The 18251-nt window shown below is 48.9% G+C and carries 12 protein-coding genes; 9 read left to right on the forward strand and 3 right to left on the reverse strand.

Annotated elements, in window-relative coordinates; translation table 11 throughout:
• Positions 1-195 precede the first annotated feature (195 nt).
• The 8 genes from AAIH57_RS00170 to AAIH57_RS00205 all read left to right on the forward strand — a co-directional run bounded on the left by AAIH57_RS00170 (position 196) and on the right by AAIH57_RS00205 (position 15013).
• The gene (locus AAIH57_RS00170) at positions 196-2847 is read left to right on the forward strand and encodes an adenosylcobalamin-dependent ribonucleoside-diphosphate reductase (protein ID WP_430020207.1); all 2652 of its coding nucleotides are present in this window, start codon (positions 196-198) and stop codon (positions 2845-2847) included.
• A 594-nt stretch (positions 2848-3441) separates the two neighbouring features.
• On the forward strand, positions 3442-5529 hold the full coding sequence (locus AAIH57_RS00175; protein ID WP_175399794.1) for an acyltransferase family protein: 2088 nt from the start codon (positions 3442-3444) through the stop codon (positions 5527-5529).
• Between the two features lie 206 nt (positions 5530-5735).
• On the forward strand, positions 5736-7049 hold the full coding sequence (locus tag AAIH57_RS00180; RefSeq protein WP_175399795.1) for an extracellular solute-binding protein: 1314 nt from the start codon (positions 5736-5738) through the stop codon (positions 7047-7049).
• A gap of 173 nt (positions 7050-7222) precedes the next feature.
• Positions 7223-8101: a carbohydrate ABC transporter permease gene (locus AAIH57_RS00185; protein ID WP_175399796.1), complete on the forward strand. Its 879-nt coding sequence runs from the start codon at positions 7223-7225 to the stop codon at positions 8099-8101.
• An 18-nt stretch (positions 8102-8119) separates the two neighbouring features.
• A complete protein-coding gene (locus AAIH57_RS00190) occupies positions 8120-8995 on the forward strand; it encodes a carbohydrate ABC transporter permease (protein WP_175399797.1) in 876 nt (291 codons plus the stop codon).
• A gap of 29 nt (positions 8996-9024) precedes the next feature.
• A complete protein-coding gene (locus AAIH57_RS00195; RefSeq protein WP_175399798.1) occupies positions 9025-10773 on the forward strand; it encodes a sensor histidine kinase in 1749 nt (582 codons plus the stop codon).
• The gene (locus tag AAIH57_RS00200) at positions 10770-12356 is read left to right on the forward strand and encodes a helix-turn-helix domain-containing protein (RefSeq protein ID WP_175399799.1); all 1587 of its coding nucleotides are present in this window, start codon (positions 10770-10772) and stop codon (positions 12354-12356) included. The genes AAIH57_RS00195 and AAIH57_RS00200 overlap by 4 nt, the downstream gene beginning before the upstream one ends.
• Positions 12357-12436: 80 nt before the next feature.
• A complete protein-coding gene (locus tag AAIH57_RS00205; RefSeq protein WP_430021295.1) occupies positions 12437-15013 on the forward strand; it encodes a beta-mannosidase in 2577 nt (858 codons plus the stop codon).
• Between the two features lie 174 nt (positions 15014-15187).
• Here AAIH57_RS00205 and AAIH57_RS00210 read toward each other — a convergent pair whose 3' ends face one another.
• Both AAIH57_RS00210 and AAIH57_RS00215 read right to left on the reverse strand, forming a co-directional pair.
• The gene (locus AAIH57_RS00210; protein ID WP_175399800.1) at positions 15188-16300 is read right to left on the reverse strand and encodes an FAD-dependent monooxygenase; all 1113 of its coding nucleotides are present in this window, start codon (positions 16298-16300) and stop codon (positions 15188-15190) included.
• Positions 16301-16540: 240 nt separating this feature from the next.
• On the reverse strand, positions 16541-17065 hold the full coding sequence (locus AAIH57_RS00215) for an NAD(P)H-dependent oxidoreductase (RefSeq protein WP_175399801.1): 525 nt from the start codon (positions 17063-17065) through the stop codon (positions 16541-16543).
• Between the two features lie 187 nt (positions 17066-17252).
• Here AAIH57_RS00215 and AAIH57_RS00220 point away from each other — a divergent pair, with 187 nt between their 5' ends.
• On the forward strand, positions 17253-17735 hold the full coding sequence (locus AAIH57_RS00220; RefSeq protein WP_175399802.1) for a MarR family winged helix-turn-helix transcriptional regulator: 483 nt from the start codon (positions 17253-17255) through the stop codon (positions 17733-17735).
• A gap of 92 nt (positions 17736-17827) precedes the next feature.
• Here AAIH57_RS00220 and AAIH57_RS00225 read toward each other — a convergent pair whose 3' ends face one another.
• A complete protein-coding gene (locus AAIH57_RS00225; protein ID WP_175399803.1) occupies positions 17828-18127 on the reverse strand; it encodes a hypothetical protein in 300 nt (99 codons plus the stop codon).
• Positions 18128-18251 lie beyond the last annotated feature (124 nt).

The raw sequence follows: 18251 nt of genomic DNA on the forward strand, positions 1-18251 counted from the left end.
TAACAGCGTCTGATGGCGTAAGAAAGAGCTTGTCCGAGTACATAGCAAATTGGAAGACTGACTATGACAAAAGTCACATGGAAAATCAATATATGGTGTACTATACTGGATATAAATCACTATATGTGGTGTTAAGGCATATTTTATTGCATAGTGGAAAATGAAATGGGATTTATGGGGAGGCTGTCAATCATAATGACTACGAACAAATTGTCGCACAAGCTGGTAGGACTCAGTGAAAAAATATTTTTGGACCGATACGCCTGGAAGGATGCCGATCCGAACCATGCCAAGGCAGGAGATGTTGTACTCGTCCTGACCAAAGATGATCCCAAGTTTCCAACAAAAGAAGTAGGCGAAATCATCGAACGTCAAGGTCAGATGGTGAAGGTGAAAACCCGCAGCGGAGATATGATCCAGACGGAAGCGGAGAAGCTTACGTTGAATATAGAAAGAACACCGGAGGAGATGTGGGATCGCCTGGCGAAAGCGATGGCCTCGGTGGAGTCTACTCCTGAAGAGCAGCAAAAATGGGAATCCAAGTTCCGCGCTGTATTGGATGATTGGAAGCTGGTGCCTGGGGGCCGAATTGCTGCTGGTGCAGGTGCAAGCGACGAATTGACCCTTTTCAATTGTTACGTCATTCCATCTCCTGAGGACAGCAGAGGTGGCATCATGAAAACGTTGACTGAAATGACGGAGATTATGGCTCGCGGTGGCGGAGTCGGCATCAACCTGTCGTCACTCCGTCCGCGTCGTGCAGTTGTAAAAGGGGTGAATGGATCTTCCAGTGGTTCGGTATCCTGGGGCGGTTTGTTCAGTTATACCACGGGATTGATCGAGCAGGGTGGCAGCCGCCGCGGAGCGCTCATGCTGATGATGAACGATTGGCATCCGGATGTCATGGATTTTATTACAGTCAAACAAACGATGGGCCAGGTCACCAATGCCAATCTCTCGGTGTGTGTAAGCAACGCATTTATGGAGGCCGTCAAGCAGGACGGCGACTGGCAGCTTGTTTTTCCGGATACGAGCGATCCGGATTATGACACCGAGTGGGACGGGGACCTGCAGCAATGGAAAGAGGCCGGGCACCCGGTAATCCATTACCGTACAGTGAAAGCGAGGGAAATATGGCATACGATTATTGAATCGGCCTGGAAATCAGCGGAACCTGGGGTTGTATTTATGGAGTATTACAACCAGATGTCGAACAGTTGGTATTTTAATCCGATCATATGTACGAATCCATGCGGGGAACAGGGCCTGCCGGGATGGGGTGTGTGCAATCTGTCGGCCATTAACTTATCCAAATTTTATGATGAGGCCAGTCATGATGTGGCGTGGAGGGATCTGGCGGAGACAACACGCATCTCGGCGAGATTTTTGGACAATGTGATCGATGCAACGCCTTATCATTTTGAAGAAAATAAAAAGAATCAGCAGCGGGAGCGTCGGGTTGGACTTGGCACGATGGGACTGGCAGAGCTGATGATCAAGCTGCGCATCCGGTACGGCAGTCCGGAATCGCTTGAATTTTTGGATAAACTGTATGGTTTCATTGCGAGAGAGGCATATCTCGCATCAGCAGATATTGCGGCAGAGAAAGGCGCTTTCCCGGCCTTTGAGGTGGAACCGTACTTACAGAGCGGATTTATGAAAAAAATGGTCGAGACCTATCCCGAAGTGGGAGAGGCCATCCGCAAACAAGGCATTCGTAACGTAACACTGATCACGCAGGCCCCAACAGGGAGCACCGGAACGATGGTGGGTACGTCAACAGGGATTGAACCGTATTTTGCTTTTAAATATTTCCGCCAAAGCCGGCTCGGTTATGACGAGCAGTTTGTCCCGATTGCGCAGGAGTGGCTGGATGAACACCCTGGTGAGGAATTGCCCGATTATTATGTGACAGCGATGGATCTGTCAGCAGAAAATCACATCCGGGTACAGGCCGCGATTCAGCAATGGGTCGATAGCTCCATTTCAAAAACAGCCAACTGCCCGGCTGATTTTACCGTGGAAGATACGGCACAGTTGTATGAGCTTGCCTTCGATTTGGGTTGTAAGGGTGTAACGATCTACCGGGATGGCAGCCGTGATGTACAGGTCCTGTCCACGACGAAGAAGGAAGAGACAAAGATTGAAGCAAGCAGCGAGACAAAGGGGGCAAAAGAGGAGACTGCAGCAACGATGGCCAGCACCCTTCCTTCAGGGTCTGCGGTGACAGAGCCGGAAGGCAAGACATCCGTGAATTCCTCGTCTTCTGCCAAAGTGCTGGATAAACAATACAAGAGCCGTCCACAGGTGCTGCGCGGTGCAACGTATAAAATTAATACACCATTTGGCATGGCATACATTACGATTAACGACCTGGACGGCATTCCGGCGGAGATCTTCCTGAACGTGGGTAAAGCTGGATCAGATGTATTCGCCATGGCTGAAGCGCTCGGAAGAGTTTGCTCCCTGTTCCTGCGATACGGTGACCATGGACATAAAGTGGAGCTGTTGATCAAACATTTAAAAGGCATCGGAGGCTCGGGAGCAATCGGCTTCGGAGTGAACCGGGTCGAGTCCATCGCAGACGCAGTGGCCAAAGCGCTCGAGAGTCACGTACAGAGCACAGCTGAGGTACACGAGGCCGATTCAATACAAGTCAATGATCCGTTTGCTATCGGGAGTTCGAAAGAAGGGGATGTTGGGCTGCAGGAGAAAAAGAATGGTGGCGAAGAACGAAGCACCTTTGGCGAGTCCAGGGATTTATGTCCTTCTTGCGGATCAGCATCTCTGATTAATATGGAAGGCTGCAAGACGTGCAGCAATTGTGGTTATAGCAAATGCAGTTGATGGAAGACATGCACATATCTTCAGTAAAAAAGCGGGCAGATTCTTGGCCGCTTTTTTGCCTGTTTGCTAAATGAGTACAAAGTCATGAAATAACCACTTGTATTCCGTACGTTCCAATATATCGCATACGTGATGATGGGACTGAAGAGAAGATTCATCCGTTTCACACCCAGGGTCCTAGGCACGCAGAAGCATTTATGAGCAAAACTTTCAATCAGTCACGGGATAGGTTTATAATGGTTAGTGCTGCTGAGTAAGTGGGCAGCTTTTTTTGTTTTGATTTGCCAGTGAGGTAATATTACCCAGTCGAAGAAAAAGACTGTATTAAACGACAATTTTGGAGTATGATTTTACAGCTATATAAGCTGGCAGGAAAGGTTACATCGTTTCATCGCTTTGTAACTACTACTGTAATTTATCTCGCTGCGCTTGAGCGTATAATGCTAAGCGTGAGTGTTGAACGATATATTGGAAATGAATGACGAAAGGTGCAATACGTATGTTAATGACAACCAGAAACACAATGAGAAGCGTAGATGATTTGCAATCGCCCCATACACCAATGATGTCAACCAGCAACAAGGAGGGGCGCTCATGTCACAAACGTTGAAAAGCAGGCGTCATATGAACGGACTGGATGGCTTGCGGGCCATTGCCGTGCTTGCTGTAGTTGCGTATCATCTGAATTTGAGTTTTATTCCCGGCGGTTTGCTCGGTGTTGGCATCTTCTTTGTTTTATCAGGTTACCTGATTACGGATATTCTTGTGTCCCAATGGCAGGAACATGGGCGCATTTCACTCGGTGATTTTTGGATGCGCAGAATCAGGCGCTTGGTGCCTGGCATGCTCACCGTGACAGCAGTTGTAATGGTTTGGCTGCTCTTCACAGATCCTTCCCGGCTTGCTGCCCTGCGTGGGGACATTGTTTCGGGTGTTTTATACATAAGCAATTGGTGGTATATCTTTCATCACGTATCCTATTTTGAAAGTTTTGGTCCTCCATCCCCGTTCGGACATTTCTGGTCGCTCGCGGTGGAAGAACAATTCTACATGGTGTGGCCGTTAATTCTGATCGCTTCGATCATGGTGTTCAAAAGAAAGGGATGGCTCGTTGTCTTTATTGTAGTGGCTGCTGAATTATCTGCTGGTGCAATGGCGATCATGTACAATCCGGATCTGGATCCGAGCCGTGTATATTATGGTACGGATACCCGGGCGTTCGCGCTGCTGGCTGGTGCTGCACTCGCTGTAGTGTGGCCAAGCCGCAACCTGTCACCTTCCCTTGCGAGCCTTAATCGAGTCGTACTCGACGTATCGGGTGTGGCAGCACTGGCCCTGCTGATCTACATGATGCTGAACAGCAGTGAATATGAACCTTCGCTGTACCAAGGTGGGATGGTCCTTCAAGCCATAGCAACAACGCTGTTGGTCGCTGTGCTTGCACACCCTTCTTCCTTTTTGGCACGCCTAGTTGGTGCCAAGCCACTGCGATGGATTGGTGAACGCTCCTATGGACTTTATCTCTGGCATTACCCCGTGATCGTCCTGACGAGTCCGGCCGTTGATACGGGGGAATTCCACCCGGTTCGAATGATTTTGCAGGTGGCCGCAACGGTAGTCCTGGCATCACTGTCATTAAAGTATATTGAGAATCCGATCCGTCACAATGGATTCCGAGATACCTGGTCCCGGTTGTGGGAGAAAGGATGGAACGGGCATGGTACTCATCAAACCTGGCTGAAGCGGGCAGGACTGCTGATGTCTGTTCTGTTCATGTGCTTCACAGTGTCCCAAATGATGATCACATCTGCCGCGAATTCCGATTCACATTCCGTGTCCATGTCCACCACATTGAACAGCGAGCATTCTGTATATGAAGAGAAAGGGCAGGATGTGCTTCCGGCTCCTGTAGACACTTCTGGGTCCGGCCAAAAGACTGCTGAACCGCAGAAGAACGACAAACCTGCCGAGGATGCTGGCGACCAGCAAAGTCAACCCGAGCAGCAAACGTCGAAGCCGGATACATCTGCTCAGCCGGAAGTCTCAACACCCGATGAAGGAGAAGGCACCGCCGCGGATAACCCGAGCCAGGCGACTGAGAATTCTTCAGGAGAGACTGATCATCCAGGTGATGCCGGTATCGATAAATCGAAGGATCCGGATCAAACTGGAGATTCGTCCCAAGCGGATGGGGAAACAGCTCCTCCTGCTGAAGACGGAAAGGTTCACTATACCGTCATAGGGGACTCGGTCATTTTGGACGCCAAGCCTTACCTGGAACAGAATGTGTCGGGAGTTTACGTGGACGGTCATGTTGGGCGTCAGATGTGGGAGGCAGCCGATGTGCTGGACGGGCTCAAACGAAACGATCAATTGGGCGGTCAGGTGGTGCTGGAACTAGGAACCAATGGTTCATTCAATTCCAAAAGTCTGAAATCAGTGCTTGATTACCTTAAAGATGAAGATCATGTGTATCTGGTTACCGTGCGGGTTCCCCGTCCTTGGGAACGAACGGTTAACAAAGCACTGAATGAAGCAGCCTCAGCGTACAATAACGTTTCCCTCATTGACTGGCACAGTGCAAGTGAAGGACACGACGAATATTTTGAAAAAGACGGCGTGCATCTGACGAAAGAAGGCTCTGAAGCTTTTGCGACACTCATCCAAAGCAGTATGCAATAAATCAGAACTTATTCTCTTTCTTATTAAATAAACTTGGTTTCATAAGGAGCTCTCACATTCGAGAGCTTTTTTTGTTTAAAGGGAAGTGCTCCATCGGAACGGGCATCCGATATTTTTCACCCCTGCATCCGTGGATCGTCACCTTACGGTATGATAGCGTTACCATTTACAATAAGGATATTCAATCAGCCAAGGGGGAGATAGAGATGTTGAGAAAATGGCTTTCGGGATTCGTGGCAATTGCCTTGTTTTCGATGGTACTTGCAGCCTGCAGCGGCGGTGATGCATCGGAAGGAACGGGCAGCAAAGATAAAGTGACCGTGACACTTTGGCATAACTGGACCGGACAGGATGCAAAAGCGGTAGCGATGCGTAAAATCATCGAAGATTTCCGGGCAGCACATCCCGATATTGAAGTGGTGGATGAGGGGCTGCCCACAGATGGTCTCAAAACAAGGCTCCGCACCGTAGCAGCTGCGAATGAAATGCCGGACCTGTTTGTGATGTGGCCGGATGCGATGACAAAAGAATTTGTAAAAGGCGATCTGCTGCAGCCAATTAATGCGGAGCTGGACGCGAAACCGGAGTGGAAGGGCAACTTTATCCCGAACGCACTGGACGGATATACGGTTGACGGAAACATCTACTCCGTGCCGATGAATCTGGCGCCAAGTTCCTTCATTTATTACAACGAGGCACTGTTTAAACAGTATAACGTCAAAGTTCCTGAGACGTGGGCCGAGCTGGAGCAGGCGATTGCTACGTTTAACGAACACGAGGTTATTCCAATGGCACTGGGTAACAAGGCAAACTGGGTCGCCCAATCGACGATTTTCAGTACACTGGCTGACCGGATTACGGGCACAGATTGGTTCCTGAAGGCAGCAGCCCAGGATGGCGCAAGTTTTACCGATCCACAGTTCATCGAGGCGTTAAACAAGATGCAGCAGCTCGGGAACAGCAAAGCCTTCCAGGATGGTTTCAACAGTATTGACGAGACCCAGATGATGCAGCTGTACTTCCAGGGAAAAGCAGCGATGGTCATGAATGGTGGATGGGCTTTGGCGAACCTGGTGAATAACGCACCTGAAGAGGTGTTGAACAACACACATATCACCATTCTTCCCCCAGTGGACGGAGGACAGGGTGAGCCAAGAACAACCTCAGGCGTGGTTGGTACCGGTCTTGGTGTAAGCAAAAAGCTGAGCGGGGCCCAAAAAGAGGCAGCGATGGAGCTGTTCTACGCGCTGGCGGGTCCTGACGGTCAGAAGGCGACGCTGGACAGCAGTACTTTGGTCAGTTACAAGATTGATCTGGACAAATCCAAAGCACACCCTTTGTTCGTGGAATTATATGATTTGATGCAGGAAGTGAAGATTAATCCGGTTTACGATTCCAAGCTGGGATCTGCAACAGTAGAGGTCATCAATAATGGACTGCAGGAACTGCTGATGGGTGGGAAAGCAGAAGATATCGCCGCCAAAATTCAGGCTGCACAGGCCAACGCCGTTGGCAATTAACAAGTTAGATTTGAGGTCAGGATGAAACGTTAAATTGGTCCAATGATCCGAACTCATAATGATTGCAAAGAAGAGATTACCCCTTCCCGGCAGGGGAGGGGTTTTCCGTTTCCTTTGGCAAGAATCACATGTATTAGAGGTTAGGTAAGGCATTAATGAAGGGAAGTGACTGAATGAACGCTTTGCGCAGTCGTCGTTTTATCATGCTGGGGCTTGCTCCGGCAATCATCATATATGCGTTGTTTGTATTTGTGCCGGTTGTATGGTCAGCCTATTACGGTTTCTTCAACTGGTCCGGAATCGGAGAGTCCAATTATATTGGCCTGAACAACTATGTGGAGATATGGCACGACCCCGTATTCTGGCGGGCACTGAAAAACAACGTCATTTTTGTTCTGGCTTCCGTGTTTGGGCAAATCCCGTTAGCACTGATGCTTGCGGTCATATTACACAAAAGCAATCCGCTCCAGCGCTTCCTGCGCTCCGCTGTTTTTCTGCCAATGGTCTTATCTACTGTGGTCATAGGTATGATCTGGCAATATATCTATCATCCACAGATCGGAATTTTGAATTTCCTGCTGGATGCAATGGGGCTTGAGAGCTGGAAGCTGCAATGGCTGTCTGACGACAAGATTGCGATCTTCTCTCTCGTACCGCCGCTGCTCTGGAGTTTTGTTGGCCTGTACCTCATTATTTTCATCTCGGCGCTGCAAAACATCCCAGGTGAAATTCACGACGCTGCCAAAATGGACGGCGCATCAGGAATCCGTAAGCTGGTTTCGATTTCTCTTCCCATGATCTGGGGAACGGTGCAGGTTGCGATTATTCTGTGCATTTCAGGCAGTCTGAAATCCTTTGATCTGGTGTACATCATGACCAAAGGCGGTCCGGCTCATGCCACAGAACTGCTCGCTACGTATATGTATAACTCAACCTTCACGACTTATCGCTATGGTTTCGGGAGTGCCATCTCAACGACCATCGTGCTGATCTCCCTGCTGCTCATCGGAACAAGCCAGTGGGTGACCAGTCGTAAACGAAAAGAGAATTAAAGGAGAGGGGGAACTGTAATGAGTGTGACACCTGTAACGATGCCATCGCCTCGAAGTGATGGGGGCCATCCGGTTCGCCGCCTGCGCAGCGGAATTGTTTGGACGCTGCTGACGGTGTATGGTATTTTAACATTGTATCCGTTTTACTGGCTTGTGATCAGTGCGTTTAAAACGAATGAAGATTTCTACAGCAGGCCTTTTGGTTTGCCGGCACACTGGAACGTGGCCAATTTCAGCAATGCATGGGAAAGCTCCAGACTGGGAACGGCATTTGGCAATTCACTGGTTGTATCCGTGGGCTCACTAATTTTGACCCTGTTTATTGCAGCGCTTGCTTCATTTATATTGGCCCGGTTCCAGTTCCGCTGGAAGGGTCTGGTCATGACCTTTTTCGTCGTAGGTATGCTGATTCCCATTCACAGCACACTGGTTCCATTGTTCATTCTAATGAAACAGATGTCCCTGCTGAATACGTATTGGGCATTGATCTTGCCATATACGGCGTTTGCACTGCCAACTGCCATTTTTGTACTCACGGCCTATCTGACTAGTGTACCAAGGGATATTGAAGAAGCGGCGTTTATCGATGGAACAGGCCTGTGGGGACTGTTTACCCGGATCATGCTGCCCATGTCGGTGCCTGCCTTGTCCACAGTTACGATTCTGAGTTTTTTGCATGCGTGGAATGACTTTTCGTTTGCACTCGTGTTTATTAACAAAACGGGATTGAAAACGTTACCGCTGGCCATTGCAAATTTCGCTGATGGATACCAGACGGACTATGGACTAACATTGGCCGCCATGACGCTGTCGGTTATTCCGACCATTATTCTATATCTTGTCTTTCAGGAACAGGTGATGAAAGGCATGACGGCTGGTGCGGTTAAGGGATAAACGAAAGCGCATCCAGAGGAGGGAAAGAATTGAGAAGCTGGCTGACATCTTCGCTGCAGAGGAAGCTCTCGGTTGTCGTAACTGCCTCCATGATTGTGCCATTGGTGGCGCTGGGTCTGTTCGCGTTTCTGATCTCTTCCCGTATTACCGAGCAGAAAACGAAGCTGTCCGGCATGGATACGCTGAAACAGGTGGAAGCCAATCTTCGTTATATGCTGCAGGATGCCGAGAATATATCGATTTTCCTGATTGGGGAGCGGGATATTCAGCAGTATCTGAGCCGAAATGAAGATCATGAGCTGGACCGCGTAGATATCCTGGGCAGAATGACCAATCTGGCAGCCTCCAAAAAATATATTGCGAATATTGCGATTTATCCGGATCGGTTTGATGCTGTATTGACGACCGCAACCTGGTATGAACCGGGTACTTCCGATCCTCCAGCACCTAGTGGTGATGCGGTTAAAACATGGACCGGCGTCTACCCGGTCCGCAACTATGCAGGGATACAAAATGTCATTACGTTGGTGCGCCCGATCCGCAGCATCCATGATTACCGCCCCATTGGATGGCTCGCCATCAGCCTGGATGAAAAGGCCATCTCCAAAGACTGGGCTGCGCTGGGACTTGGCAGGGGTGAAGGACGATTGGAGCTGATCGGACGTTCGGGAGAAATCCTGTCTTCCATGGACAAATCCAGGCTTGGGAAGTCCCTGGAGCAGGTTGAACCAGAAGTGCAGACGCTGATTCGGCAAGGTGGGAGCGGTACGACAACGTATAGCAGTGGAGAAAATAAACGTACACTTCTCTATTACCCGGAACAGTTGACCGGATGGACGTTGACTGGAACGGTACCTTATGATCAGTATAAGTCGGAAAACGGTTATATTCTGATTCTCACGGCCGTAGCAGTCGTTGCTTCTGCTGTAATCTGCGCAGGACTTGTCTGGTTTACCGTCCGCCGAGTAACGAGACCGCTCCGTGTGCTCACCAGGCACCTGTCCCGTATTGACCCGGATCGGCCGCTGCCTTTGTTTCGATCGGAAAGCGACGACGAGATTGGCAAACTGGGAGAAAGTTATAATCTGCTAGGCACACATATCGAGAGTCTTAAGGAAGAAGTGATACGCGGTGAAGCCCGGAAGAAGGAAGCAGATCTGAGAGCACTTCAGGCACAGATCAATCCTCATTTTCTATATAACACCCTTTCGTCCATTCACTGGATCGCCTTGATGTCAAAAGAGAGTCGGATTGCAGACATGGTAGAAGGATTAAGTGATTTCCTGCGTATTAGCCTGAATAACGGCAAGGATTTTTGCCCTGTAGGACAGGAGATTGCCCACATCCAGCATTATGTACGTGTCCAGTCTATCCGTTTTCCCGATAAATTTGCAGTGCATTATATTGTGGATCCTGCACTGGAGCAGCGGATGATGCTGAAGCTGCTGCTGCAGCCGCTTGTCGAGAATGCCATGATCCACGGAATTCAGCCAAAGGTCGGCACAGGAACGATCACGATCATGATTCGTCAGGATCAGGAAGAGGAACGAATGAACATACTGGTGCTGGATGATGGCATTGGTATGGAACAAGAGAGGCTGGAACAGTTGAAGGAAAGACCGGATGTAAACCCGCCTGTTGGTGGTTACGGAATCCACAACGTGAATGAGCGATTGCTGCTCCATTACGGAGCGGCTTCACAACTAGAAATAGACAGCCGGGTCGGCGGCGGAACCCGTATCTCATTTTCCATACCCTTTCTGGAGGAATCGCCATGAGACTGCTTATTGTCGATGACGAAGTGATTATTCGGACCGGACTTGCCAGTGTAATTGCCTGGAACGAGCTGGGCATTGAACTTCTTGCACCCGCTGCCTCGGCTGAAGAGGCACTAACCCGGATGGCTGAGGAACGTCCGCACATTCTGATGACCGATATCCGCATGACTGGTAAAACGGGGCTTGAACTGGCAGATGAAGGGCTGCAATTGCTGCCTGAGCTGGAGGTCATTATTTTGTCCGGATATGATGACTTCGCTTATGCCCAACAGGCGATCCGCCAGGGAGTGACGGATTACCTGCTCAAAACAAGCAAACCGGAAGAGATCATCAAAACCGTTCTCCAGGCCAAACAACGAATTACAGATCGATGGGCAGAAAAGTCAAGAGAAGGTCGACTTTTACGGGAGAACAGACAGCGTTTATTTGAAAAATGGGTCATTGATGGTGATGTGAGTACAGGTCCTTGTCCTGCATTTCTGAAGCCGGGAGTAGTGGAGTTTGCTGATGTTTCTCTGGGTGGCGAGCAGGTATATCAACAGGTGTTCATTATTCAGGCGAAAGGATGGAGTCGTTCTTCAGCTGCGCTGTTGAGGTTTGCTGTACAGAACATGCTGGAGGATCTGCTGCCTGGTGCAATTGCCCATATTCAGAAAAAACAGATTATTGGAATTGTGCAGTTAACGGCGAACATAAAGCAGGAATTACAGTACACGTTGAAAGCGGTATTGAATCACATGGAGCAATTGCTGAAATGTTCGCTGCGTGCAGCGATAGGGCATCCTGTTTGCGGTGAGATGCATCTTCATGATAGTTACAAAACAGCATCTGCGGCATTCCAATATCTAGGTTTGTTGCAGGATAAAATATGGGGCATCGAGCAGGTGAGTCATCGCAAAGGCGGCAAAACGTTACTTACGCATGAAGAGGAAACTGCATTGGGGACACTGCTGCTCGACAACGATCCTGTAGTGCTGACCACATGGACACAAGAGCTTGTAAGAGAACTCATGATGGACCCCGAAGTGACGCCTGAATCGTTCCATGCCTGCTTGCAATCTGCGGTGATCGCCGGACATCGCTGGCTGGTTCGTACGATGCGTGCCATTGGAAGAGAGGAGCCTGCACGATATGAACCATGGCAACCGGAACCGGATGCAGATGCTGCGGATCTCCGGGATATGCTGTTTCACCATTTATATGGTCTGATGCATACATATTACAGCCAAATGGGCCAAGGGCAGGCTTCACATGTGCAAAAAGCCATTGCCTACATTGAATCCGGATTGGCACAAGACATCAGTCTGCAGCAGGTGGCGGGTCAGGTTCATTTGCATCCCGGGCATCTGAGCGAGCTATTTAAGAAAGAAACAGGCATCACTTTTGGGGATTTTGTTACGAATATGCGTATCCGGCGGGCAATGGAGATGCTGGCAGTCTCTCCTGCAAAAGTCAGTGAAGTGGCTGCCATTAGTGGATATGAAGACGTAAAATACTTTAGCAGGCTGTTTAAAAAACATACGGGAAAGACCCCGAGTGAATTTCGCGAAGAGGCATATTCATTCAAGCCTTCGGGAAGCTAGCAGACAACGCATGCTTTGACATGTTTCTGCAAACGTTTTCGGTGCATCATGACTCAGGGATCTGGGGAGCGAGGCAAATGATGAAGAGAGAATATTCAAGTCAGGATTTGTCGGGTCAATGGAAGATACAGCACTTTGAAGTCGGGGAAAAGCGGGCCATGGACATTGCTGCAGCTGCACTGGACGACCGCTTCTGGATTGGGGCGGAAGTGCCAGGTGATGTTCATTCAGCACTGATCCAGCGCAGCATTATTGATCCTCCGTATTTTGGGCATAACGATGCCAAGAGTCGCTGGATCGAGCAAAAGGAATGGTGGTATCGTACCAACTTTAATCTGGTCAAGGGTGAAGAGGAGCAGGAACATTTCGAGCTTGTCTTCGAAGGTTTGGATACATTCGCTACGGTGTATGTGAACGGACATGAAGTAGGGAAAACATCCAATATGCTCATGTCCCACGCATTCAATGTAACCTCACTGGTCCGTAATGGCTGGAACGCCATTGCAGTCCGGTTTGACCCTTTAACACTGCACAACTTGGACAAGGAGACATTCGACTGGTCATCTTATACCAAGGAACGGCCATGGCTCCGCAAGGCGGCGATGAATTTCGGCTGGGACTGGGGGCCGCGCATGGTTACCGTAGGCATCTGGGGCACGGTTCGATTGGAGAGACGGGTGATGGCGAAGCTGGAGAGTGTATATGCCAGAACCGAATCTGTCAGCAAGGAGCAGGCGGTTATCTACGTCACGGCAGATGTGAAATCGGTGATGTCATTCCGCAGCAGACAGCAACGTGAGCAACCTGTGGTCACGACATGTAATGTTCGGTTGATGGATGCTGGTGGTATTGAGGTGGTACGAGCTGATGGATTGGCTGTGGAAGGTGGAAAGGCAGATACAACGCTGGTGGTGTCGTCACCGCAATTGTGGTGGACGCATGATCTGGGTGAACCCTATTTGTATTCCCTGGAGGTTATTCTATATGCGGATGGAATTGAAGTGGACCGTTATAGTGAGCCTTACGGAATACGAACCATTGAGCTTGCCCTCCACAATGAGCGAGGAGAGGATGCGTTTGCTTTTATTTTGAATGGGATCAAGGTGTACGCCAAGGGAGCGAACTGGATACCGGCTGACCATCTGATCGGTGCGATCCCCGATTCAAGGTATCGTGAGCTCATCGAGTTAACCGTCGAAGGAAACATGAATATGCTGCGGGTCTGGGCAGGCGGCATTTATGAGAAGGAAGTCTTTTACGATGAGTGTGATCGGCAAGGAGTACTGGTATGGCAGGATTTTGCCTTTGCGAACGCATTATTTCCTGATTTCAATCATGATTTCATGGAAAATGTCAGATGCGAAGTTGAAAATAATGTGATCAGGCTGCGAAACCGGGCATCACTTGCACTTTGGTGCGGCAATAACGAGATTGACTGGCTGTATGATATGAAATCCGCCAGTGGAGATATTACTAGCCCATTCTATGGGGAATTGATCTATCATGAACTGATTCCTGAGGCGCTGGAGCGGCTGGATCTGTCACGTCCGTATTGGCCATCTTCCCCGTATGGAGACAAGGGCGGCAATGACGCCAATGACCCGGATGTCGGGGACCGCCACAACTGGCAGGTATGGCATGGTTCTGTGTATCCAAGGAAATACGGCGAACCACCGCTGCTGGATTACAGCATCGAAGGTGTAACGTTCAAAAATTACAAAAAGGATTATGCCTTGTTCAGCAGTGAATTCGGCATGCATGCGTCGGCAAACCGTTACACGCTGGAGAAAAACATGCCTGAAGGGCAGTTTTACTGGGGAAGTCCCGAGATGGCTTACCGCAACAAGGATACCAATCATCAAAAGGGCATTCTTCTGATGGAAGGATATACCGGGATTCCGCAAAATATAGAGGAGTATATGAACTTTTCTATGCTGACTCAAGCGGAAGGTTTACGGTACGGTATTGAACATTTCCGGCGGATCAATCACAGGAATAGCGGGGCACTTGTATGGCAGCTGAATGACAGCTGGCCGGGAACAAGCTGGTCCATGATTGATTACGAGCTGCTGCCCAAGGCATCCTTTTATTATGGTAAGACGTTCTTCCATCCGATCTTGCTATCCTTGGAACATGAGCCAGGCGAACCTCTTACATTATGGGTCGTCAACGATACATTGGAGTCCTTACGGGGACATCTCCGTATCAATGTATACCAACTGAATGGCGAGAAAGTCTATTCCGGTGCACTGCCTGTTGAAGCTCAACCCCAATCCGCTGCAAAGATTGGAGCATTAGTCGAAGCAGAAGTTTTGCAGGGGAGACGTGCTGAAGAAGTGATGATTGAATTGATCGCCGAAGGATTTGCTGCACCGTTTAACCGCTACTTTTTGCGTGATCCAAAGGACGTGTTGCTGCCGCAGTCTCAACTGAGTGTGCATGTAAATGAAGAGGAACAGTCTGTAACCGTTACGGCCAGTGGCGCAATCGCAAGATTGGTCAAGCTGGAGCTTCCTCTGGGACGTGTCCGTTTCAGCGACAACTATTTCGACTTGCTGCCAGGCGAGAGCCGGACGGTTCATCTGCGTCATCCGGAGAAGAAGTCACTGCCGCTGACGGAACTTCGGGTAAGTGCAATGAATGGCAGCGAAGTTTGATCGACTGGAGTCCTGAAGCTCCAAGTAACAGAAAATCTTAGTTGCATTCGTTGAACTTATCAGCATTCTTTGGATTCTTCGCTTGGCTATAGTTACAGATCAAAACAGCCGATGGCTTCTCTATATAGGAGCCGTCGGCTTGTTTGATTGAATGCGTAAGATTTCGGTACGTTTTTAGCGCAGGGATTCGTAACGCTGCTGAAAGGAAGACTCCATCTCGACCTGACGTGCAAGCTGCTGTTTCACCTTGTCGCCGCGAAGGATTTGCAGCTGCTGCAACGGCTCCGTAAATTTGAAGTGATCAGATGCCATCCGGGTAAGGATCTCCGAAAGGGCATCAGCGTCTTCAAGCGCTGCATTCAGGCCAAAAGCTCCCGTAGGCGTCATGGTATGTGCAGCATCACCGAGCAGAACCACATTATCCTGTGTCCACGATTCGCTGTAACAGCTTTCTACGGACAACAGTACAAAATCACTCCATGTCTGGATATGTGCTGCAACCGAATCGGAGAGACATGGGAATGCAGCCACAAGTTTCTCCACAAAAGGGGCAAACGGCTGCTCGCGCAGACTGGAGAATGAACCTTGCGGAATGTTCCAGCCAATCTGCACATAGCCGCCATATTGGGAGAAAAGCGCCAGCTGCTGACCATCCATGCTCGCCATGCGCACGGCTGGTTCCCAGCCCACAGGTGCAGGAATTCGTGCCCATAACAGATCGTAGCCATGTTTACGGACATCCGGGGTGAGGCCCGAGTGTTTGCGCACAGCTGAATATCGTCCATCCGCACCAACAATGACAGATGCTTGTATGGAAGAGGGAACACCATTTTGCCGAATATGGATACCAATCGTTTTTCCTGTCTTATCCCTCAGCAGGCCGGTCATCACGGTATTAAACAGTACATGTTCGTGGCTGTGCGGCAGGTTTTGCGACTCTGAAACGATAAAATCCAGCAAATGGTTCTGAGGTATATGAATGCCCACATGCGATTCTCCCTCAGCGGGGTGGAACGTATGAATAATCTGTCCGTTCTCCCAGTATTGAATTTGCTCCAGAGGCAAGGCTCCAAGCTGGACTACGCCTGAAAACAAACCATGCTTGCTCAGCACAGCTTCACCATCTTGATTGAGCAATTCGCCGCGGAATGATTTGTGCAGATGAGGCTGTCGTTCGATCAATGCGGTTGATATTCCTTGGCGGTTCAACAAGTAAGAGAGAAGGGCCCCGCCTGGTCCTGCTCCAACAATACAGACATCTACATTTAATGGATTATTGTCATTCATACGTAAAATTCCCTTGCAATGTTATTATATTACTTTCTAACAACAGATTTATAAAAATTATTAAGTAACTAAAAGTAACTTTAAGTTATTATAAACAAACCTGCTGCGATTATGCAATAGGCAGTTGCAATATCACTTTGAAGAGGAGAGAAAACTCAAGCCTGCTGCTCTAGGCCATGATTGGTGGAGAAGGAATGCAGGCTTGAGAAAATGAGATACTTCAGTCAAATGAAACGGTTGTCAGGTAATCAGGCGATTGGTGATCCGGGCGACACGCTCACCCAGTGCTCTGCCAAGAGCTATACCCTGATCACTTAGCAGAACGTCACTATCTACCGGACAGGTAACACCGACACCATAATATGAACCATACAAGGCGTTGTCGGCAAAGTTCCCTGGCAGTCCGGTTATAATCATTCCCTGATGCAGCATGGGGGTCAGCAGATGCAGCAGTGCCGATTCAAGACCCCCATGTTCGGTGGCAATCGTACAGAAAACGGCACCTACCTTATCCACCAGTTTACCTTCAGCCCAGAGGTATCCCAGTTTATCAATCCACTTCTTCAGTCCAGAGCTAATCGAACCAAAATGACCCGGACAACCCCATATGATGGCATCCATCTCCACCAGTTTGTATACATCGGCTTCTTCAGTGGAGTGGAGATGTACGGTTGCTCCGTGCACACTGGCTGCTCCAGCTGCAATCGCCTCAGCCAGCGCTTGTGTATGTCCGCCCTCGCTGTCGAAAACAATATAAATGTTCAAGCTTCATGACCTCCTTCTAATGGTTCAATCATCATGCTATAAGGTAGCTTGTCACATGAAACGTGAAAATAAGCATGAATTTTACAAACAGGTACAAGAATATGAAGCAAGCGCATTTTTCACAAACAAAAAAGTGCAAATATGTTACAATGTAAGGTAGGTTATGATGAAAGGCAGGAGGAACGTTATGAGTCCGGATACGGAGCAAAACTCACAATTGGCAAACGTTGATCAATTGTTGGAGGCCTTCTTCAGATATAAGAATAAAGTATTGGATCAGCAGCAGAAGACGGAGACAAACTGCAAACTGAATCCGACTAAGAGTCATATATTGGGCATGATTTTAAGGGAACAGCGCTGTATGGCTGTCGATGTGGCAAGACAGCTCAGTTTATCATCTGGAGCTACCACGATTGTCTTAAACCAACTGGAGAGTGAAGGGTTGATCCAGCGGGTACGCAGTGAAGAGGATCGGAGAATTGTCTGGCTGTCCCTGACAGAGGATGGAGAGCAGCTCGCCCGAACCTTGAATGCCAACCGTGGACGCATGACGTGGGAATTACTACAAGCGCTTACGGAAGAAGAGCAGCAGCAGATGGTAGGGATGCTTAAGAAAATTGAACTGAAGCTGCTGGAGAAAATGAAAGCATTGGAACAAACACATCGTTGAATATAATCGGTTTGAAGCGTCAGAAGTCAAGGTTCTTCCCATTAATGGGACGGAACATTGACGACTGACGTTTTTCTTTTCAAGCAGGGTTGTCACAGATGGAAACGCTGAATATGTTCAGTCAATCCGGCCTCCATCAGTATTACTTTTTGCTTTTGCCCAAGCAAGTCGAAATGAGGGAAAGGTTCGCGCCGATGAATGTAGCGAGGATCAAGTCCGTGTTCAAAACACCATTGTTCAAGACGTTCCAGATTCGAGCAGCCTACTTTGGTCACACTAGTAATGCCGGGAAAACGCGGATCTATCCAGAAATGAGTAAGATAGGCAAGCTCGCCGTTTGATACGCGATCTTTCCATTCTGACAACTCCTGCCGATTAATGCCAAACGCCATAGATACCAAGTTCCTTTCCAATCGGGTATTGTCATGAGCATATTGTAACATCTTATAAACAGATTCAAACCGAATTTCTTCAATCTGCGCTATTCTTGACTTCACTTGCAGGGTAATGAATATG

Source organism: Paenibacillus sp. MABNR03, assembly GCF_050455445.1.
Classification (GTDB): domain Bacteria; phylum Bacillota; class Bacilli; order Paenibacillales; family Paenibacillaceae; genus Paenibacillus; species Paenibacillus xylanilyticus.